This window comes from Streptomyces sp. NPDC049627 (genome assembly GCF_044465645.1).
Taxonomy (GTDB): domain Bacteria; phylum Actinomycetota; class Actinomycetes; order Streptomycetales; family Streptomycetaceae; genus Streptomyces.
Map to the genome: position 1 here is coordinate 136372 of NZ_JBITLW010000008.1, position 13341 is coordinate 149712.

General features: G+C 71.3%; 13 protein-coding genes and 2 pseudogenes. 3 read left to right on the forward strand and 12 right to left on the reverse strand.

Annotated features, from left to right (window positions below):
- Positions 1-268 precede the first annotated feature (268 nt).
- From ACIBU0_RS22715 to ACIBU0_RS22760, 10 genes and pseudogenes are all read right to left on the reverse strand, one after another.
- Positions 269-1165 (reverse strand): carbohydrate ABC transporter permease, encoded by an 897-nt coding sequence (locus ACIBU0_RS22715; RefSeq protein WP_398821106.1) that lies wholly within the window; start codon positions 1163-1165, stop codon positions 269-271.
- Positions 1162-2097, reverse strand: coding sequence for a carbohydrate ABC transporter permease (locus tag ACIBU0_RS22720; RefSeq protein ID WP_398821108.1), 936 nt, complete (start codon positions 2095-2097; stop codon positions 1162-1164). Before ACIBU0_RS22720 ends, ACIBU0_RS22715 begins: the two co-directional genes overlap by 4 nt.
- A 165-nt stretch (positions 2098-2262) precedes the next feature.
- On the reverse strand, positions 2263-3993 hold the full coding sequence (gene araD, locus ACIBU0_RS22725; RefSeq protein WP_398821110.1) for an L-arabinonate dehydratase: 1731 nt from the start codon (positions 3991-3993) through the stop codon (positions 2263-2265).
- Positions 3990-4898 (reverse strand): dihydrodipicolinate synthase family protein, encoded by a 909-nt coding sequence (locus tag ACIBU0_RS22730; protein ID WP_398821112.1) that lies wholly within the window; start codon positions 4896-4898, stop codon positions 3990-3992. Before ACIBU0_RS22730 ends, araD begins: the two co-directional genes overlap by 4 nt.
- Positions 4895-5563, reverse strand: a complete 669-nt coding sequence (locus tag ACIBU0_RS22735) for a GntR family transcriptional regulator (RefSeq protein ID WP_398821114.1) — start codon at positions 5561-5563, stop codon at positions 4895-4897. Before ACIBU0_RS22735 ends, ACIBU0_RS22730 begins: the two co-directional genes overlap by 4 nt.
- Positions 5564-5740: 177 nt before the next feature.
- Positions 5741-6493, reverse strand: a complete 753-nt coding sequence (locus ACIBU0_RS22740; RefSeq protein WP_398821116.1) for an MBL fold metallo-hydrolase — start codon at positions 6491-6493, stop codon at positions 5741-5743.
- A gap of 54 nt (positions 6494-6547) precedes the next feature.
- Positions 6548-7195 carry a dihydrofolate reductase family protein gene (locus ACIBU0_RS22745; protein WP_398821118.1) on the reverse strand — a complete coding sequence of 216 codons (648 nt, stop codon included), beginning with the start codon at positions 7193-7195 and terminating at the stop codon, positions 6548-6550.
- 56 nt (positions 7196-7251) lie between these two features.
- On the reverse strand, positions 7252-7851 hold the full coding sequence (locus tag ACIBU0_RS22750; protein WP_398821734.1) for a TIGR03086 family metal-binding protein: 600 nt from the start codon (positions 7849-7851) through the stop codon (positions 7252-7254).
- Between the two features lie 111 nt (positions 7852-7962).
- A pseudogene (locus ACIBU0_RS22755) lies at positions 7963-8235 on the reverse strand (DUF6010 family protein); the annotation flags it as partial.
- Positions 8142-8453, reverse strand: a complete 312-nt coding sequence (locus tag ACIBU0_RS22760; protein ID WP_398821120.1) for a VOC family protein — start codon at positions 8451-8453, stop codon at positions 8142-8144. The pseudogene ACIBU0_RS22755 and the gene ACIBU0_RS22760, both read right to left, overlap by 94 nt.
- A gap of 6 nt (positions 8454-8459) precedes the next feature.
- Here ACIBU0_RS22760 and ACIBU0_RS22765 point away from each other — a divergent pair.
- Positions 8460-8867: pseudogene (locus ACIBU0_RS22765) on the forward strand (MFS transporter); the annotation flags it as partial.
- 189 nt (positions 8868-9056) lie between these two features.
- On the opposite strand, the gene ACIBU0_RS22770 reads toward ACIBU0_RS22765, so the two are convergent.
- On the reverse strand, positions 9057-10220 hold the full coding sequence (locus ACIBU0_RS22770) for a hypothetical protein (protein ID WP_398821122.1): 1164 nt from the start codon (positions 10218-10220) through the stop codon (positions 9057-9059).
- Entirely contained in the window at positions 10217-11179 is a 963-nt protein-coding gene (locus tag ACIBU0_RS22775) for a 5-dehydro-4-deoxyglucarate dehydratase (protein WP_398821124.1), read from the reverse strand. Before ACIBU0_RS22775 ends, ACIBU0_RS22770 begins: the two co-directional genes overlap by 4 nt.
- A gap of 190 nt (positions 11180-11369) precedes the next feature.
- Here ACIBU0_RS22775 and ACIBU0_RS22780 point away from each other — a divergent pair, with 190 nt between their 5' ends.
- Positions 11370-12194, forward strand: coding sequence for an NAD-dependent epimerase/dehydratase family protein (locus ACIBU0_RS22780; protein ID WP_398821126.1), 825 nt, complete (start codon positions 11370-11372; stop codon positions 12192-12194).
- A 312-nt stretch (positions 12195-12506) separates the two neighbouring features.
- Positions 12507-13289 (forward strand): DeoR/GlpR family DNA-binding transcription regulator, encoded by a 783-nt coding sequence (locus ACIBU0_RS22785; protein ID WP_398821128.1) that lies wholly within the window; start codon positions 12507-12509, stop codon positions 13287-13289.
- Positions 13290-13341: the final 52 nt, after the last annotated feature.

The following is a 13341-nucleotide window of genomic DNA, read 5'->3' on the forward strand; positions in this document are numbered from 1 at the left end:
GGGGGCAGCGCGTCGCGGCTGATGTCGCGCAGCGGATCGGCAACGCCCCGAAGGGGCGCGGGGCCGTATCGATACGCGGCTCCCCCAGCGGAGCGCTCCTCGGCGGCGGTGGAACCCCCCGCCGTACCACCGCCGGCCGCCGCCCAACCGTCGTTCGGGGCCAGCGCGTCGCGGCTGATGTCGCGCAGCGGGTCGGCCCCGGCCGGGGCGCTGAACGCGAGGCCCAGCATCCCGGCGACGACGGCCAGTTGGAATCCCCTTCGGCCTCTCATCCCTTCACCGCCCCCGCGCTGAAGCCCGTGATCAGCCACTTCTGGATGAAGGCGAACACGATCACCACGGGCACGGCCGCGATGATGCCGCCCGCGGCGAGCGCGCCGAGGTCGACGCTGTCCGCGCCCATCAGGGTGTTGAGGCCGACCGGGATGGTCTGCCGCTCCGGGTTGTTGAGGAACATCAGCGCGAACAGGAAGTGGTTCCAGGAGTGCACGAAGGCGAAGGAGCCGACGGCGATCAGACCGGGCCGCAGCAACGGCAGGACGACGATCCTGAAGGCCGTCATCCGGTTGCAGCCGTCGACCCAGGCCGCCTCCTCCAGGGAGTACGGCACGTTCTTGATGAAGTTGCTGATCAGGATCATCGACAGCGGCAGCTGGAAGACCGTCTCCGCGATGATGACGCTGCCCAGCGAGTTGATCATCCGCAGTTCGGCGAAGATCTCGAACAGCGGCACCAGCAGCAGCGCGCCCGGCACGAACTGGGAGCAGAGCAGAGCCAGCATGAACGCGCGCTTGATCTTGAAGTTGAAGCGGGCGAGGGCGTAGCCGCCGGCCAGGGCGACGAGGGTCGTCATCAGCAGGGTGGTGAGGCCGACGAGGACGCTGTTCTGGAAGTAGGTGCCGAAGCTCCGCTCCGTCCAGACCTTCTCGAAGTGGTCGAAGGTGATGGGCCACGGCACGAGCGAGGTCGAGCCGGACGGGCGCAGGGAGAACAGCAGGATCCAGTAGAAGGGGATGAGGGTGAAGACCAGGTAGACCGACAGCGGGAGGTAGATCTGCCAGCGCGGGACCTCGTCCCAGGCGCGGTTCTTCTTCGTCGGACGGGGCGGTTCGGGGGCGGCGCGCACGGGTGCGGGCGCGGACTTGGTGGCTTCCTTCACGCTCACTTGTCCTCACCTCCGAACTTGCTCAGCCGCAGATAGACGATCGAGCAGAAGAGCAGGATCACGAACGCGACCGTGGTCAGGGCGGACGCGTAGCCGAAGTTGTGGGCCTCGACGCTGGTGTTGGCGATGTAGAGCGGGAGCGTCGTGGTCTCGCCGGCCGGCCCGCCGCCGGTGAGGGTGTAGAGCAGGTCGACGTTGTTGAACTCCCACACCGCCCGCAGCAGCGTGGACAGGACGATGGCGTCCTTCAGATGGGGCAGGGTGATGTTCCAGAACTGCTGGAGGCGGCCGGCCCCGTCGACCTCGGCGGCCTCGTACAGGTCCTTCGAGACGGACTGGAGGTCGGCGAGGATGAGGATCGCGAAGAAGGGCACGCCGCGCCACAGGTCGGCGACGATCGCCGCCGGGAACACGGTGGAGGTGTCCGACAGCCAGCTGGTGCCGTAGGAGCCGATGCCCACGTCGGCGAGGTAGCGGGTGATGCCGGTCTGGGAGTTGTAGAGCAGCACCCAGATGGCCGAGGTCAGCACGCCGGAGACGGCCCAGGGCGAGAAGACCAGGGCGCGCCCGACCGCCCGGCCCACGAAGGTCTGGTTGACGATCAGCGCGAGCGCGAGCCCGAACAGCAGCTGCAGCCCGACCTCGACGAACACCCACTTGGCACTGAAGACCAGCGTGTCCCAGAACAGCGGGTCCTCGGTGAAGGCGTGGACGAAGTTGTCGAAGCCGGCGAAGCCGTTGCGCCACGGCTTGGTGGGGTTGTACTCCTGCAGGCTGTAGTAGAAGACGCTGACGACCGGGTAGGCGATGAAGCCCAGCATGAGCAGGGCCGCCGGGGCGATCAGCAGATACGGGAGCCTGCGCGGCGTGGCGGAGGCACGGCGCCGCCGGGGTGGCGCGGGCGGTTTCGCCACGGCTGCGGCTTGGGCCATGACTGGTCTCCGTTCTCGGTGCGTCGTGCGTGCGGCTTGCTTTTGTGGTGCAGGAAGCGCTTTCTCGATGGGCGCGACAGGGGGGTGGCGATTGCGGTTGTGTGGCGGGTGCGGGTGCTTTGTGGTTGATCGCGCAGTTCCCCGCGCCCCTTCAGGGCGTTGGGGTCAGCCTGCGTATGGATCCGGGGACTTGCCCGGGCGGGACAGGAACTCGAAGTCGCAGCCTGTGTCGGCCTGGGTGATCTGTTCGTTGTAGAGCGCGCCGTAGCCGCGCTCGTACCGCGCGGGCGGCGGCGTCCACTCCGCCCGGCGCTGCTCCAACTCCTCGTCGTCCACGTTGAGTCGGAGGGTACGGGCCTCGACGTCGAGTGTGATCGAGTCCCCCGTCCGCACCAGGGCCAGCGGGCCGCCGACGTACGACTCGGGCGCGATGTGCAGCGCGCACGCGCCGTAACTCGTGCCGCTCATCCGGGCGTCGGAGATCCGCACCATGTCCCGTACACCCTGCTTCAGCAGGTACTCGGGGATGGGCAGCATGCCGTACTCGGGCATCCCCGGGCCGCCCTTGGGACCGGCGTTGCGAAGCACCAGCACGCTGTCCGCGGTGATGTTCAGCGACGGGTCGTTGATGGTGCGCTGCATGGTCTTGTAGTCGTCGAAGACGACCGCGGGACCGGTGTGCTCGAGCAGGTGCCGTTCGGCGGAGATGTGCTTGATGACCGCGCCGTCCGGACAGAGGTTGCCGCGCAGCACGGCCACCCCGCCCTCGGCGGCGACCGGGTTCTCCCGGGTGCGGATGACGTCGTCGTCGTGGACGACGGCGCCCTCGATCTGCTCGCCCAGGGTGCCGTTGACGGTCGGCCGGTCCAGGTGCAGCAGGTCGGTGATCCGGGAGAGGAAGGCGGGCAGGCCGCCGGCGAAGTGGAAGTCCTCCATGAGGTACGTCTGTCCGCCGGGCCGCACGTTGGCCAGGACCGGGACGGTGCGGGCGATGCGGTCGAAGTCGTCCAGGGTGAGCTTGACTCCGGCCCGCCCCGCCATGGCGATCAGGTGGATGACGGCGTTGGTGGAGCCGCCGAGACCGAGGATGGTGGTGACGGCGTCCTCGAAGGCCTCGCAAGTGAGGATCCGGGACGGCGCGAGCCCGGTCCAGGCGAGCTCCACGGCGCGGCGCCCGGAGGCGGCGGCCATCCGCTCGTGCCCGGAGTCGACGGCCGGGATGGAGGAGGCGCCCGGCAGTGTCATGCCGAGGGCTTCCACCGCCGCGGTCATCGTGGAGGCGGTTCCCATGGTCATGCAGTGACCGGGAGAACGCGCCAACCCGCCCTGGAGTTCCCGCAGTTCACAGTCCGTGAGGTTGCCGGCGCGGTGCTCGTCCCAGTACTTCCACATGTCGGTGCCGGACCCGAGGGTCTCCCCGCGCCAGTGCCCCGGCAGCATCGGCCCGGCGGGCACGAAGACCGACGGTACGTCGGCGGAGGCCGCGCCCATCAGCAGCGCCGGCGTCGACTTGTCGCAGCCGCCGAGCAGCACCGCCGCGTCGATCGGATACGACCGCAGCAGCTCCTCCGTCTCCATCGCGAGGAGGTTGCGGTAGAGCATGGGGGTCGGCTTCTGGTACGTCTCCGAGAGGGTCGAGACCGGGAACTCGAGCGGGAAACCCCCGGCCTGCCACACCCCCCGCTTGACCGCCTCGGCGCGCTCGCGCAGATGGACGTGGCAGGGGTTGATGTCGGACCAGGTGTTGAGGACGGCGATCACCGGGCGCCCCCGGTACTCCTCCGCCTCGTATCCCAGCTGACGCATGCGGGCGTTGTGCGACCAGGTGCGCAGCCGGCCCTCGGTGCCGTACCACTGATGGCTTCTGAGCTCTTCGGGACGCTTACGGTCGGTCATATCGACCACCCTGCGGCGATCGCGGCGACCTCGGCGCGCTCGTCCTCGGGCAGTTCCCGGCTGGGCGGGCGCACATCCCGGCGGCACAGCCCCAGCGAGGCCAGGGCCTCCTTGACGACGGTGACGTTGTTGGCGGAGCCGTTCGCGGCGCGCAGCTCCTCGAAGCGGCGGATCTGCTCCCAGACCTTCATCGCGCCGGGGTAGTCCCCGGATCTGAGCGCTTCGATCATGTTCAGCGAAACGGACGGTGCGACGTTCACGAGGCCGGAGGTGAAGCCGGTGGCGCCGGCGGAGAAGTAGGACGGGGCGTACGGCTCTGCGAGCCCGGCGACCCAGACGAACCGGTCGAGCCCGGCGTCCCGCGCGAAGGCGGCGAACCTGGCGGCGTCCGGGACGGCGTACTTCACGCCGATGACATTCGGGCAGGCGTCGGCGAGTTCGGCGAGGCGGTGCCCGCCGAGCTGGGCGTTGCGGATGTACGGGACGACACCGAGCTCGGGCACGGCGGCGGCGATGGCGCGGTGGTACTCCACCCAGCCGCTCTGCGAGACATACGGGTGGACGGGCTGGTGGACCATCACCATCCGGGCGCCGAGCTCGCGGGCGTGCCGGGCGGAGGCGATGGCGGTGGGCACGTCGTGGCCGACGCCGACGAGGACGACGGCGCGGTCGCCGACCTCGTCGACGGTCAACTCGTTGACGAGGCGGCGCTCTTCGGGGGTGAGGGCGTAGAACTCGCCGGTGTTCCCGTTGGGGGTCAGGGTCCTGATCCCCCCGTCGAGGAGACGACGCAGCAGGGTCCGGTGGGCGGCCCGGTCGATCGTGCCGTCCTCGGCGAACGGGGTCACCGGGATCGCCACCACATCGGCCAGGGCCGTCCGCTGGGTCTCGAACGTCGTGGTCATGCCGGACCGTCCTCTCCCTGGGCCTCGGCCCCCGCCTCCGGGAAGGCCCGCTCGACGAACGACGCGATGTGGGCGTGCAGGGCGCGCGCGGCGCCGTCGGCATCCCCTTCGAGCGCGAGCCGCAGGATCTCCCGGTGCTCGCCGGCCTCCCGCTCCCAGGAGGGCGAGGCGGCCCAGGCGACGGCGGAGACGAGGGCGGCCTGGTCGCGGACCTCGTCGAGCATCCGGCCGAGCAGCGGATTGCCGCACGGCAGGTACAGGGCGCGGTGGAACTCCCGGTTGGCGAGGGAGCGTTCGGCGGTGTCGGCCGCGGCGTCGGCCCGGGTCAGGGCGTCGCGCGCGGCGTCGAGCGAGGCCCCGCGCCGCACCGCCCGCTTCAGCGCCTCGGGCTCCAGCAGGAGCCGTACGTCGTAGACCTCGCGCGCCATGTCCGCGTCCACCATGCGCACCGTGACGCCCTTGTACTGGCTCATCACGACCAGCCCGGTCCCGGCCAGCGTCTTGAGCGCCTCGCGCACCGGGGTCTTCGACACCCCGAACTGTGCGGCGAGCTCTGTCTCGACCAGGGCCTGGCCGGGCGTCAACTGCCCGGTGAGGATGCGGCGTTTGATCTCCTCCAGCACGAACTGCGTGCGCGAGGGGATCGGCGTGGGCACAGAGGTCATGCGCGCCTCTCGGATCTTCGCGAGACGGCTCTCGCGTAGGGGATCTCAGGTATGAGATCTCAGGTACGGGATCTCACGTATCGCGTCTCATATATGACGTACGAGGTACGACGCGATGAAGGTAGGAGGGGCCGCATGTTTCGTCAATGCTTCTGACAAAGGTGAGTTGAGGTTGTCTCAGAGACGCAGGACGTGACCTTCGCGCGCGGTGCGGGTCGGCCCGCCGAAGACAGCGGCGGCGCGGGAGGTCGCGGCCTCCGGGGTGAGCGTGGGCCCGACATGCGTGACGACGAGCTCCCGTACGCCCGCCTCGCGGGCGGTGGCGCCGGCGTCCTCGGGCGTCAGGTGGACCTGTTCGCCTTCGCGATGCTCATCGATGTCGGCCTCACACAGGAACAGGTCGGCGTCCCGGGCGAGTTCGGTGAGCGCGGGGCAGGGTCCGCTGTCCCCGGAGTACGCGAGCACCCGCCCGCCGCTCTCCACCCGCAGTCCGTACGCCTCGATGTCGTGCACGACCGCACGCGAGGTGAGCAGCAGGTCGCCGTGGCGGGCGGTGTGGCCGTCGTACAGGGGCCGGAAGTCGAGGATGCCGCTCAGGAACCCGGCGTCCGGCCGCCCGAAGAACCCGGCGAGGCGCTGTGCGCAGTCCGCCGGCGCATAGACGGGTATGGGCGCGTCCGGAGTGAGCCCGCCATAGGCCAGCCCATAGAAGGCGGCTGTCAGATCGGCGTTGTGGTCGGCGTGCAGATGGGAGATCCAGATCGCGCTCAGCCGTGCCGGATCCGTATGCCGCTGCAACTCCGCGAAGGTCCCGGTCCCGGCGTCCACCCACACCTCGGTCCCGCCACCGCGCACGAGATAGCCGGAGCAGGGGCGGCCGGGGGCGGGATGCGGGGAGGCCGTGCCGAGGACGGTGAGGGTGAGGGGCATGGAGGGAAGCGTACGTACTGTCCGGCCCTCGTCCGTTCCTCGACCGCGGCGGCCTCAGAGCCCTGCGCGCGTGAGCGTCAGATGCGTGACTCCGCTGGGCGAGGACGTGGCCTCGACGTCGTAGTCCTTCTCGAGGCCCTCAAGTCCGTCCCAGAGGCGTACGCCTCGGCCGAGCAGGATCGGGGTCACCACCACGTGCAGGTGGTCGATGAGCCGGGCGGCGAGGAAGTCGCGGATCATGGTGGCGCCCCCGCCGATGCGTACGTCCTGACCGCCCGCGGCCTCGCGGGCCGTCTCCAGCGCCTCGGCGGGCGAGGTGTCGAGGAAGTGGAAGGTCGTGCCGCCCTCCATCTCGATCGACGGGCGCGTGCGATGAGTGAGGACGAAGGTCGGGGTGTGGAACGGCGGGTTGGGCCCCCACCACCCCTTCCACTCCGGGTCCTCGTGCCATCCGGGGAAGCCGAACTTCCCGGCGCCCATGATCTCGGCGCCGATCCCGGGCGCGTGTTGCCGCGCGAAGGCGTCGTCGAGGCCGCCGGTGCCGCCGGGCTTGCCGACCATCTCGTGCCAGAAGCGGGTGGCGAACATCCACTCGTGCAGCCTTTCCCCGGCGTGGCCGAACGGCGCGTCGTGGCTCAGCCCCTCACCGGTACCGAAGCCGTCGAGCGAAATGGAGAAGTTGTGGACGCGGGCGAGTGACATGGCCGGTGATTCCCTTCTTCGAGTCTTCGAGTTGGTTGCGGCTGGTGAAAGCGGGCCTATACGGCCGACGGGCGCCACTGCGGATCCCGCCCGCTCAACCCCACCGCCCGGTCGAGCAGCGGTGCGTCGTCCGGGACGGGGACGACCGGGCCGAAGATGCCGCCGCCGCGGCTCGGGTCGTCGGCGGCCGCGAGGAGCATGCCGTACGACAGCTGCAGGGCGAGCGGGTCGGGCTCGTAGCTCTGGTCGGTCGACCGGGCCAGGTCCCAGCCGTGGATCACCAGCTCGTCCACCGCGACGACGCCCGCTTCCGCTCCCGTCAGCGGCACGCCGCCCGCGCGGGTCTCGCCGGTCCAGGCGGCCGGGTCGCGCCACGCCTCGGCCAGTTCCGCCAGGACCTTGGGCAGTTCCTCGCGCCAGCCGGGGCCGATGTCCGGGAGGACGGCGGCGGGGTCGGTGTCGGTCGTGGGGCCGAGATCCTTGCGGCCTGCGTCGCGGAAGGCCGCGGCCAGGCCGAGCAGGTGCCCCAGCAGGTTGCGCACCGCCATGCCCGGGCAGGGCGTCGGCGCCGAGAGCTGGTCGTCGGTCACGCGGTCGGCGAGGTGGGCCACGATGCGGGTCTGCGGTCCGAGGTCGAGGGTGGTCGTGCCGGTCATCGGCTGCTCCTTACGGTTCCCGGGGTCATGAAGGGTGGACTGCCCCCGGCCCGGAAACTCATCGCTCGCCGGTCTGCACGGCCTCGACCCGCGCGGCGTCCGGCCGCCGACCAGGCACGACAAGGCAATCACCGGGTCGCAGATCGCGCACCCCGGCGAGGAGTCATGGGCGAACGGGATGATCGGGTTGCCCTTGACGCGAACTCCCAGCCGCCGGGCCCGCCCGCCCCCGTCTCGCCGATGGCCCGGCCTCAGCCCTCCGCCCTCCGCCCTGCCGGTCGGCCGCGTCCTCAGTCCTGCCAGTCGGCCGCGCTGAGGCCGTCGGGATGGCCGGGCGGCCACTGGACGAGTTCGATCCGGTTGCCGTCCGGATCCGTGACCCACGCCGTCCGGAAGTCGTCGGAGCCGTCCGGCGATGCGGACGCCTCGACGTCGACGCCGCGGGCGGCGAGCTCGGTGAGGGTGGTGTCCATCGACTCCACCTTGATGACGAAGTGACTGAGGGCGCCGACGGCGCCGGCCTCGCCCTGCCCGGCATGCGGACCGGCCGGATCATGGACGAGTTCGATGCTGACGAACTCGTCACCGGGGAGTTTGAGCATGGTCAGCCGGCCCTGCGCCGCCTCGGCGAACGTCGTTTCGCCGCCTACGGCATCGCCCTGGCGGCGGCCGCCGCCGGACTGCGGGCGATCCCGTCCGACCCGGTGGCACTCGCCTGCAGCGCGGCGATCGGCGCGGGTCTGCCCTGCGTCCTGATCGCCGCGCTCACCGCCGTGCAGCGCGAGACGCCGAACGCGCTGCTGGGCCGCACGGCCGCCACGGCGAACACGCTCGTCCTCACGCCGAACGTCATCGGGCTGGCGGTGGGGGCGGCCGTGGTCGAACTGCTCGACGCACGACTGTCATCGGCGGTCATCGGCCTCGCATGGCTGCTCACCGCCCTGCCACCGCTTCAGAGCCCGACGAGCCCCTCCCGCACCGCGGCCAGGCCCCCGTCCGACGCCAACCCGGCGTGACAGAACCGGCGGCGACCGGCGCGGGTCTGCCCCGCGCCCTGATCGCCACGCTCACCGCCGTGCAGCGCCCGTCTTCGCGCCCAACGTCGTCCGGCCGACGGTCGGAGCAGCCCCGGTCGAACTGCTCGACACACGACTGTCATCGCCGGTCATCGGCCTCGCATGGCTGCTCACCGCCCTGCCACCGCTTCAGAGCCCGACGAGCCCCTCCCGCACCGCCTCCAGGTCCCCGTCCGACGCCAACCCGGCGTGATAGAGCCGGATTTCGGTGGCGCCCAGTTCACGCGCGCGTGCCGCGTCCGTCGCGAGCGTGCCCGGGCTGCCGCCCATGCCGGAGACCACGCCGAAATTGGCGGCGATGACGGCGCCTTCGCGGCCCTGCCCGGCGAACGGGGTCAGCAGGCCGGGACCGCCCGCGCACGGCACGACCACGCCGTCCGCGACGGACAGGATGTGCGCGGGGTCGACACCCGCGTTGGCGCCGCAGTGGTACGGCACCGGGTCCGCGTGCAGCAGCACCTGGAAGCCGTCGGGAGCGGCCCGGCGCACCGCCCGGACCGCCGCCTCCTGGAGCGTACGGGCGGTTTCGTCGCGCCACGCGCGCGTGGCCGCAGCGTTCGGCTCGCCGAGCAGCTTCTCGACTCCGGCCCAGCCCTCGTCGGCGACCGTGCCCTGCCACAGCGGCTCCAGGGCGGCGCGTACGGCGGCCGCGAGCTCCTCGGCGTCCAGGCCCTGGGCGCCGTAGCCCTGTCGGCACGTGGGGCAGAAGCAGAGCGACATCAGGTACTGCCCGGCGTCCCCGAGCGGCACCCCGGCCGTCTTGTCGTGGGCGTGCAGGTGCTGGAGCCCGTACCAGCCGAGGGACTCCAGTTCGGTGCCGTGCGCTCCGGGGCGTACGGCGGCCTCGGCGGCCAGGTCGACGAGGTACGCGCGCGTGGCGGGCTGTGCGATGCAGGGGGCCCACGGGTAGCGGTCGCCGTAGGCGTTGACGACCGAGGTGTCCGGGTGCTCGGCGCCCATGCGGGAGCTGTGCGCGAGGACCACCCAGGTGTGCACCTCCAGGCCGGCGTCCGCGAGCGCGGCGGCCGCCTCGCCGAAGGCGTCTCCGGGGGCCCAGTCCCCCGCCGGGTACGGGTGCAGCTCCCGGCCCTGCCACCGGTCGTCCGTGGGGTAGAGCACGGCCGCGTGTTCGGCGGTGACGATGCGGTGGCGCGGATGGCGGGGGGTGAGGGCGCGGGTGGAGTGGTAGGCGGCGGCGAGCGTCACCTGCCGCACACCGAGGGCGGCGATGCGCTCGGCGGCCCGCGGGTCTCCGTTGACGTCCCAGGGGTAGACGAATGCCGACGCCTTCACTTGGTGTCCTCCGGCTCCTTCTCCGGCTTCTCCAGCAGCGCGTACCCGCGTTCGATGATCTGAGCGAGCTGCTTGACATGATCCTCGCTCGGCTCGTGCAGCGGGGGCCGGACCTCCCCCACGTCCAGGCCGCGCAGCCGTACGCCCGCTTTGACGAGGGCGACGGCGTATCCGCGTCCTTGGGCGCGCAGTTCGACGAACGGGCGGTAGAAGCCGTCGAGGAGGCGGCCGGCGGTCGCGTCGTCGCCCGTCTCCAGGGCCCGGTGGAAGGCGAGGGCGATCTCCGGGGCGAAGCAGAAGACGGCTGAGGAGTAGAGCGGGACGCCGATGGCGCGGTAGGCGAGCTGGGTCTGCTCGGCGGTGGGCAGACCGTTGAAGTACAGGAAGTCGCCGGGGACTTCGGTGCGTACGGCGCTGACGATGCGCTGCATGAGGTCCAGGTCGCCGAGACCGTCCTTGAGGCCGATGATCCCGTCGGTGCGGGCCAGTCCGACGACGGCGTCCGGGGTGAACACGGCGTTGTCGCGCTGGTAGACGATGACGGGGAGCGCGGTCGCCGCGGCGACCTGCCGGTAGTGCCGCAGCAGCCCCTCCTGACCGGCGACGACGAGATACGGCGGCATGGCGAGCAGCCCGTCCGCCCCGGCCGCCTCGGCGAGCCCGGCGTACCGCACGGCGAGGGCGGTGCCGTATCCGGCGCCCGCGACGACCGGCACGCGCCCCGCCGTCTCCTCGACCGCCGCCCGTACACACGCCTCGAACTCCTCGGGTGTGAGCGCGTGGAACTCGCCGGTGCCGCAGCAGGCGAACACGGCGGCGGCCCCCGCCTCGACGCCTCGGCGCACATGGGTGCGGTAGGTGTCGAGGTCGACCGCGCCGTCGGGGCCGTACGCCGTGACGGGGAAGAACAAGGGCCCGCTGGGAATGCTGAGTCGTGCGGCGAGAGGGGCAGACGTCACGGGCTCTCCCTGGGACGAGACGGGGACGGGAACTGGCCAGTACAGGATGCTGGTACAGGTTTCTGATCGGAGTTTACATTTATGAACACATACCGCGCCACCCTTGACGGAAAAGGGTGGTGATCCTTAACTAGTCCACGAATGTGAATACCGTGCACGCATGCGGCCGCTGACCGAAGGAGACCCGAGGATGCCAGCCCCCCGCACCGTTCTGCTCACCGGCGCCGCAGGCGGGCTCGGCACGCTGATGCGGGACCTCCTCCCGCCGTACGGCTACGACCTGCGGCTGCTCGACCTGCGCCCGGTCGAGGGCGAGCCGGACGCGCTCGTCGCCGACCTCGCCGACAAGGACGCCGTGCGCGAGGCCGTCCGGGGCGTCGACGCGATCATCCACCTGGCGGGCATCTCCCTGGAAGCCCCCTTCGAGAAGATCCTCAAGGCCAACATCGAGGGCACCTACAACCTGTACGAGGCCGCCCGCGAGGAGGGCGTCCCGCGGATCGTCTTCGCCTCCTCCAACCACGCCGTGGGCTTCACACCCCGCCCCCGGGGCGACGCACCGCACGACCCGGGGACCCTCATCCCCATCGACACCCCGCGCCGCCCGGACACCTTCTACGGCCTGTCCAAGTCCTTCGGCGAGGACCTCGCGCAGCTCTACTGGGACAAACACGGCCTGGAGACGGTGTCCGTGCGCATCGGCTCCTGCTTCCCGGAGCCGACCAGCGTGCGCATGCTCTCGGTGTGGATGAGCCCCGCCGACGGCGCCCGCCTCTTCCACGCGGCGCTGACCGCGGAGCACGTCGGGCACACGGTCGTCTACGGCTCCTCCGCGAACACCCGCCTGTGGTGGGACCTGACCACCGCCCGCGCCCTCGGCTACGAGCCGCAGGACGACTCCGAGCCGTACGCCGAGAAGCTGATCGCCGAGCAGGGCAAGCTCGACCCGGAGAACATCGCCCACGCCTACCTGGGCGGCCACTTCGTGAGCGACCCGCCGATCTGGCCGTACTGAGGCCGCCGACGCGGCGGAAATCGAGCGTCCAGTGAGCGGACGGGCACCGAACGGGCCCGTCCGCTTCCGTATTCGGGCATCTGCGCTGCCCGATCTCACGTCGCGATCTACGGCCGCCCAGGTCCGAGACGGTCACGAGCGGGGCCGAACGGGCACAAACGGGCAGCATCGACTTGACAACAGGCCTGTTCAGTCCCGCTTTGCCGCTGTAAAACTTCCCCCACGGGCTCCACCGGGCCCGAACGGGCAACCGGCCCGACCGCCCCCGAGGCGATCGAGTCACGCAGCACAGCACGGAAGCGGGTGTCGACGATGACGACGGCGAATACGGCGAAGACCGCCGAGGAACGCCAGCGTGAGATCGTGCGCCTGGCGCGGGCCACCGGCTCGGTCGACGTCACCGCGCTCGCCACCGAGCTGGGCGTCGCCAAGGAGACCGTACGCCGGGACCTGCGCGTCCTGGAGGACCACGGGCTGCTCCGCCGCACCCATGGCGGCGCCTACCCCGTGGAGAGCGCCGGCTTCGAGACGACGCTCGCCTTCCGCGCCACCAGCCACGTGCCCGAGAAGCGCCGGATCGCGGCCGCGGCGGCCGGGCTGCTCGGGGACGCCGAGACGGTCTTCGTCGACGAGGGCTTCACCCCGCAGCTCGTCGCCGAGGCCCTGCCCAGGGACCGGCCGCTGACCGTGGTCACCGCGTCCCTGCCGGTCGCGGGCTCGCTCGCCGAGGCCGAGAACATCTCGGTCCTGCTGCTCGGCGGCCGGGTGCGCTCCGGCACGCTGGCGACCGTCGACCACTGGACGACGAAGATGCTCGCCGGCTTCGTCATCGACCTGGCGTTCATCGGCGCCAACGGCATCTCCCGCGATCACGGCCTCACCACCCCCGACCCCGCGGTCAGCGAGGTCAAGTCGCAGGCGATCCGGTCCGCGCGCCGCACGGTCTTCGCCGGGGTGCACACCAAGTTCGGAGCGGTCAGTTTCTGCCGGTTCGCCGACGTCGGCGCACTGGAGGCGATCGTGACGAGCACGCTGCTCCCCGCGGCGGAGGCCCACCGCTACTCCCTGCTGGGACCGCAGGTCATCCGCGTCTGACAACCGGACCGGCCCCGGCGCCCACCCGTCCGTCGCAGAGCCAGAAATCCAA

Bases quoted from the DNA above. Each gene is read 5' to 3' on its own strand.
- ACIBU0_RS22720 (WP_398821108.1), bottom strand. From the start codon at position 2,097: ATGGCCCAAGCCGCAGCCGTGGCGAAACCGCCCGCGCCACCCCGGCGG.
- araD (WP_398821110.1), bottom strand. From the start codon at position 3,993: ATGACCGACCGTAAGCGTCCCGAAGAGCTCAGAAGCCATCAGTGGTAC.
- ACIBU0_RS22730 (WP_398821112.1), bottom strand. From the start codon at position 4,898: ATGACCACGACGTTCGAGACCCAGCGGACGGCCCTGGCCGATGTGGTG.
- ACIBU0_RS22735 (WP_398821114.1), bottom strand. From the start codon at position 5,563: ATGACCTCTGTGCCCACGCCGATCCCCTCGCGCACGCAGTTCGTGCTG.
- ACIBU0_RS22740 (WP_398821116.1), bottom strand. From the start codon at position 6,493: ATGCCCCTCACCCTCACCGTCCTCGGCACGGCCTCCCCGCATCCCGCC.
- ACIBU0_RS22745 (WP_398821118.1), bottom strand. From the start codon at position 7,195: ATGTCACTCGCCCGCGTCCACAACTTCTCCATTTCGCTCGACGGCTTC.
- ACIBU0_RS22750 (WP_398821734.1), bottom strand. From the start codon at position 7,851: ATGACCGGCACGACCACCCTCGACCTCGGACCGCAGACCCGCATCGTG.
- ACIBU0_RS22760 (WP_398821120.1), bottom strand. From the start codon at position 8,453: ATGCTCAAACTCCCCGGTGACGAGTTCGTCAGCATCGAACTCGTCCAT.
- ACIBU0_RS22780 (WP_398821126.1), top strand. From the start codon at position 11,370: ATGCCAGCCCCCCGCACCGTTCTGCTCACCGGCGCCGCAGGCGGGCTC.
- ACIBU0_RS22785 (WP_398821128.1), top strand. From the start codon at position 12,507: ATGACGACGGCGAATACGGCGAAGACCGCCGAGGAACGCCAGCGTGAG.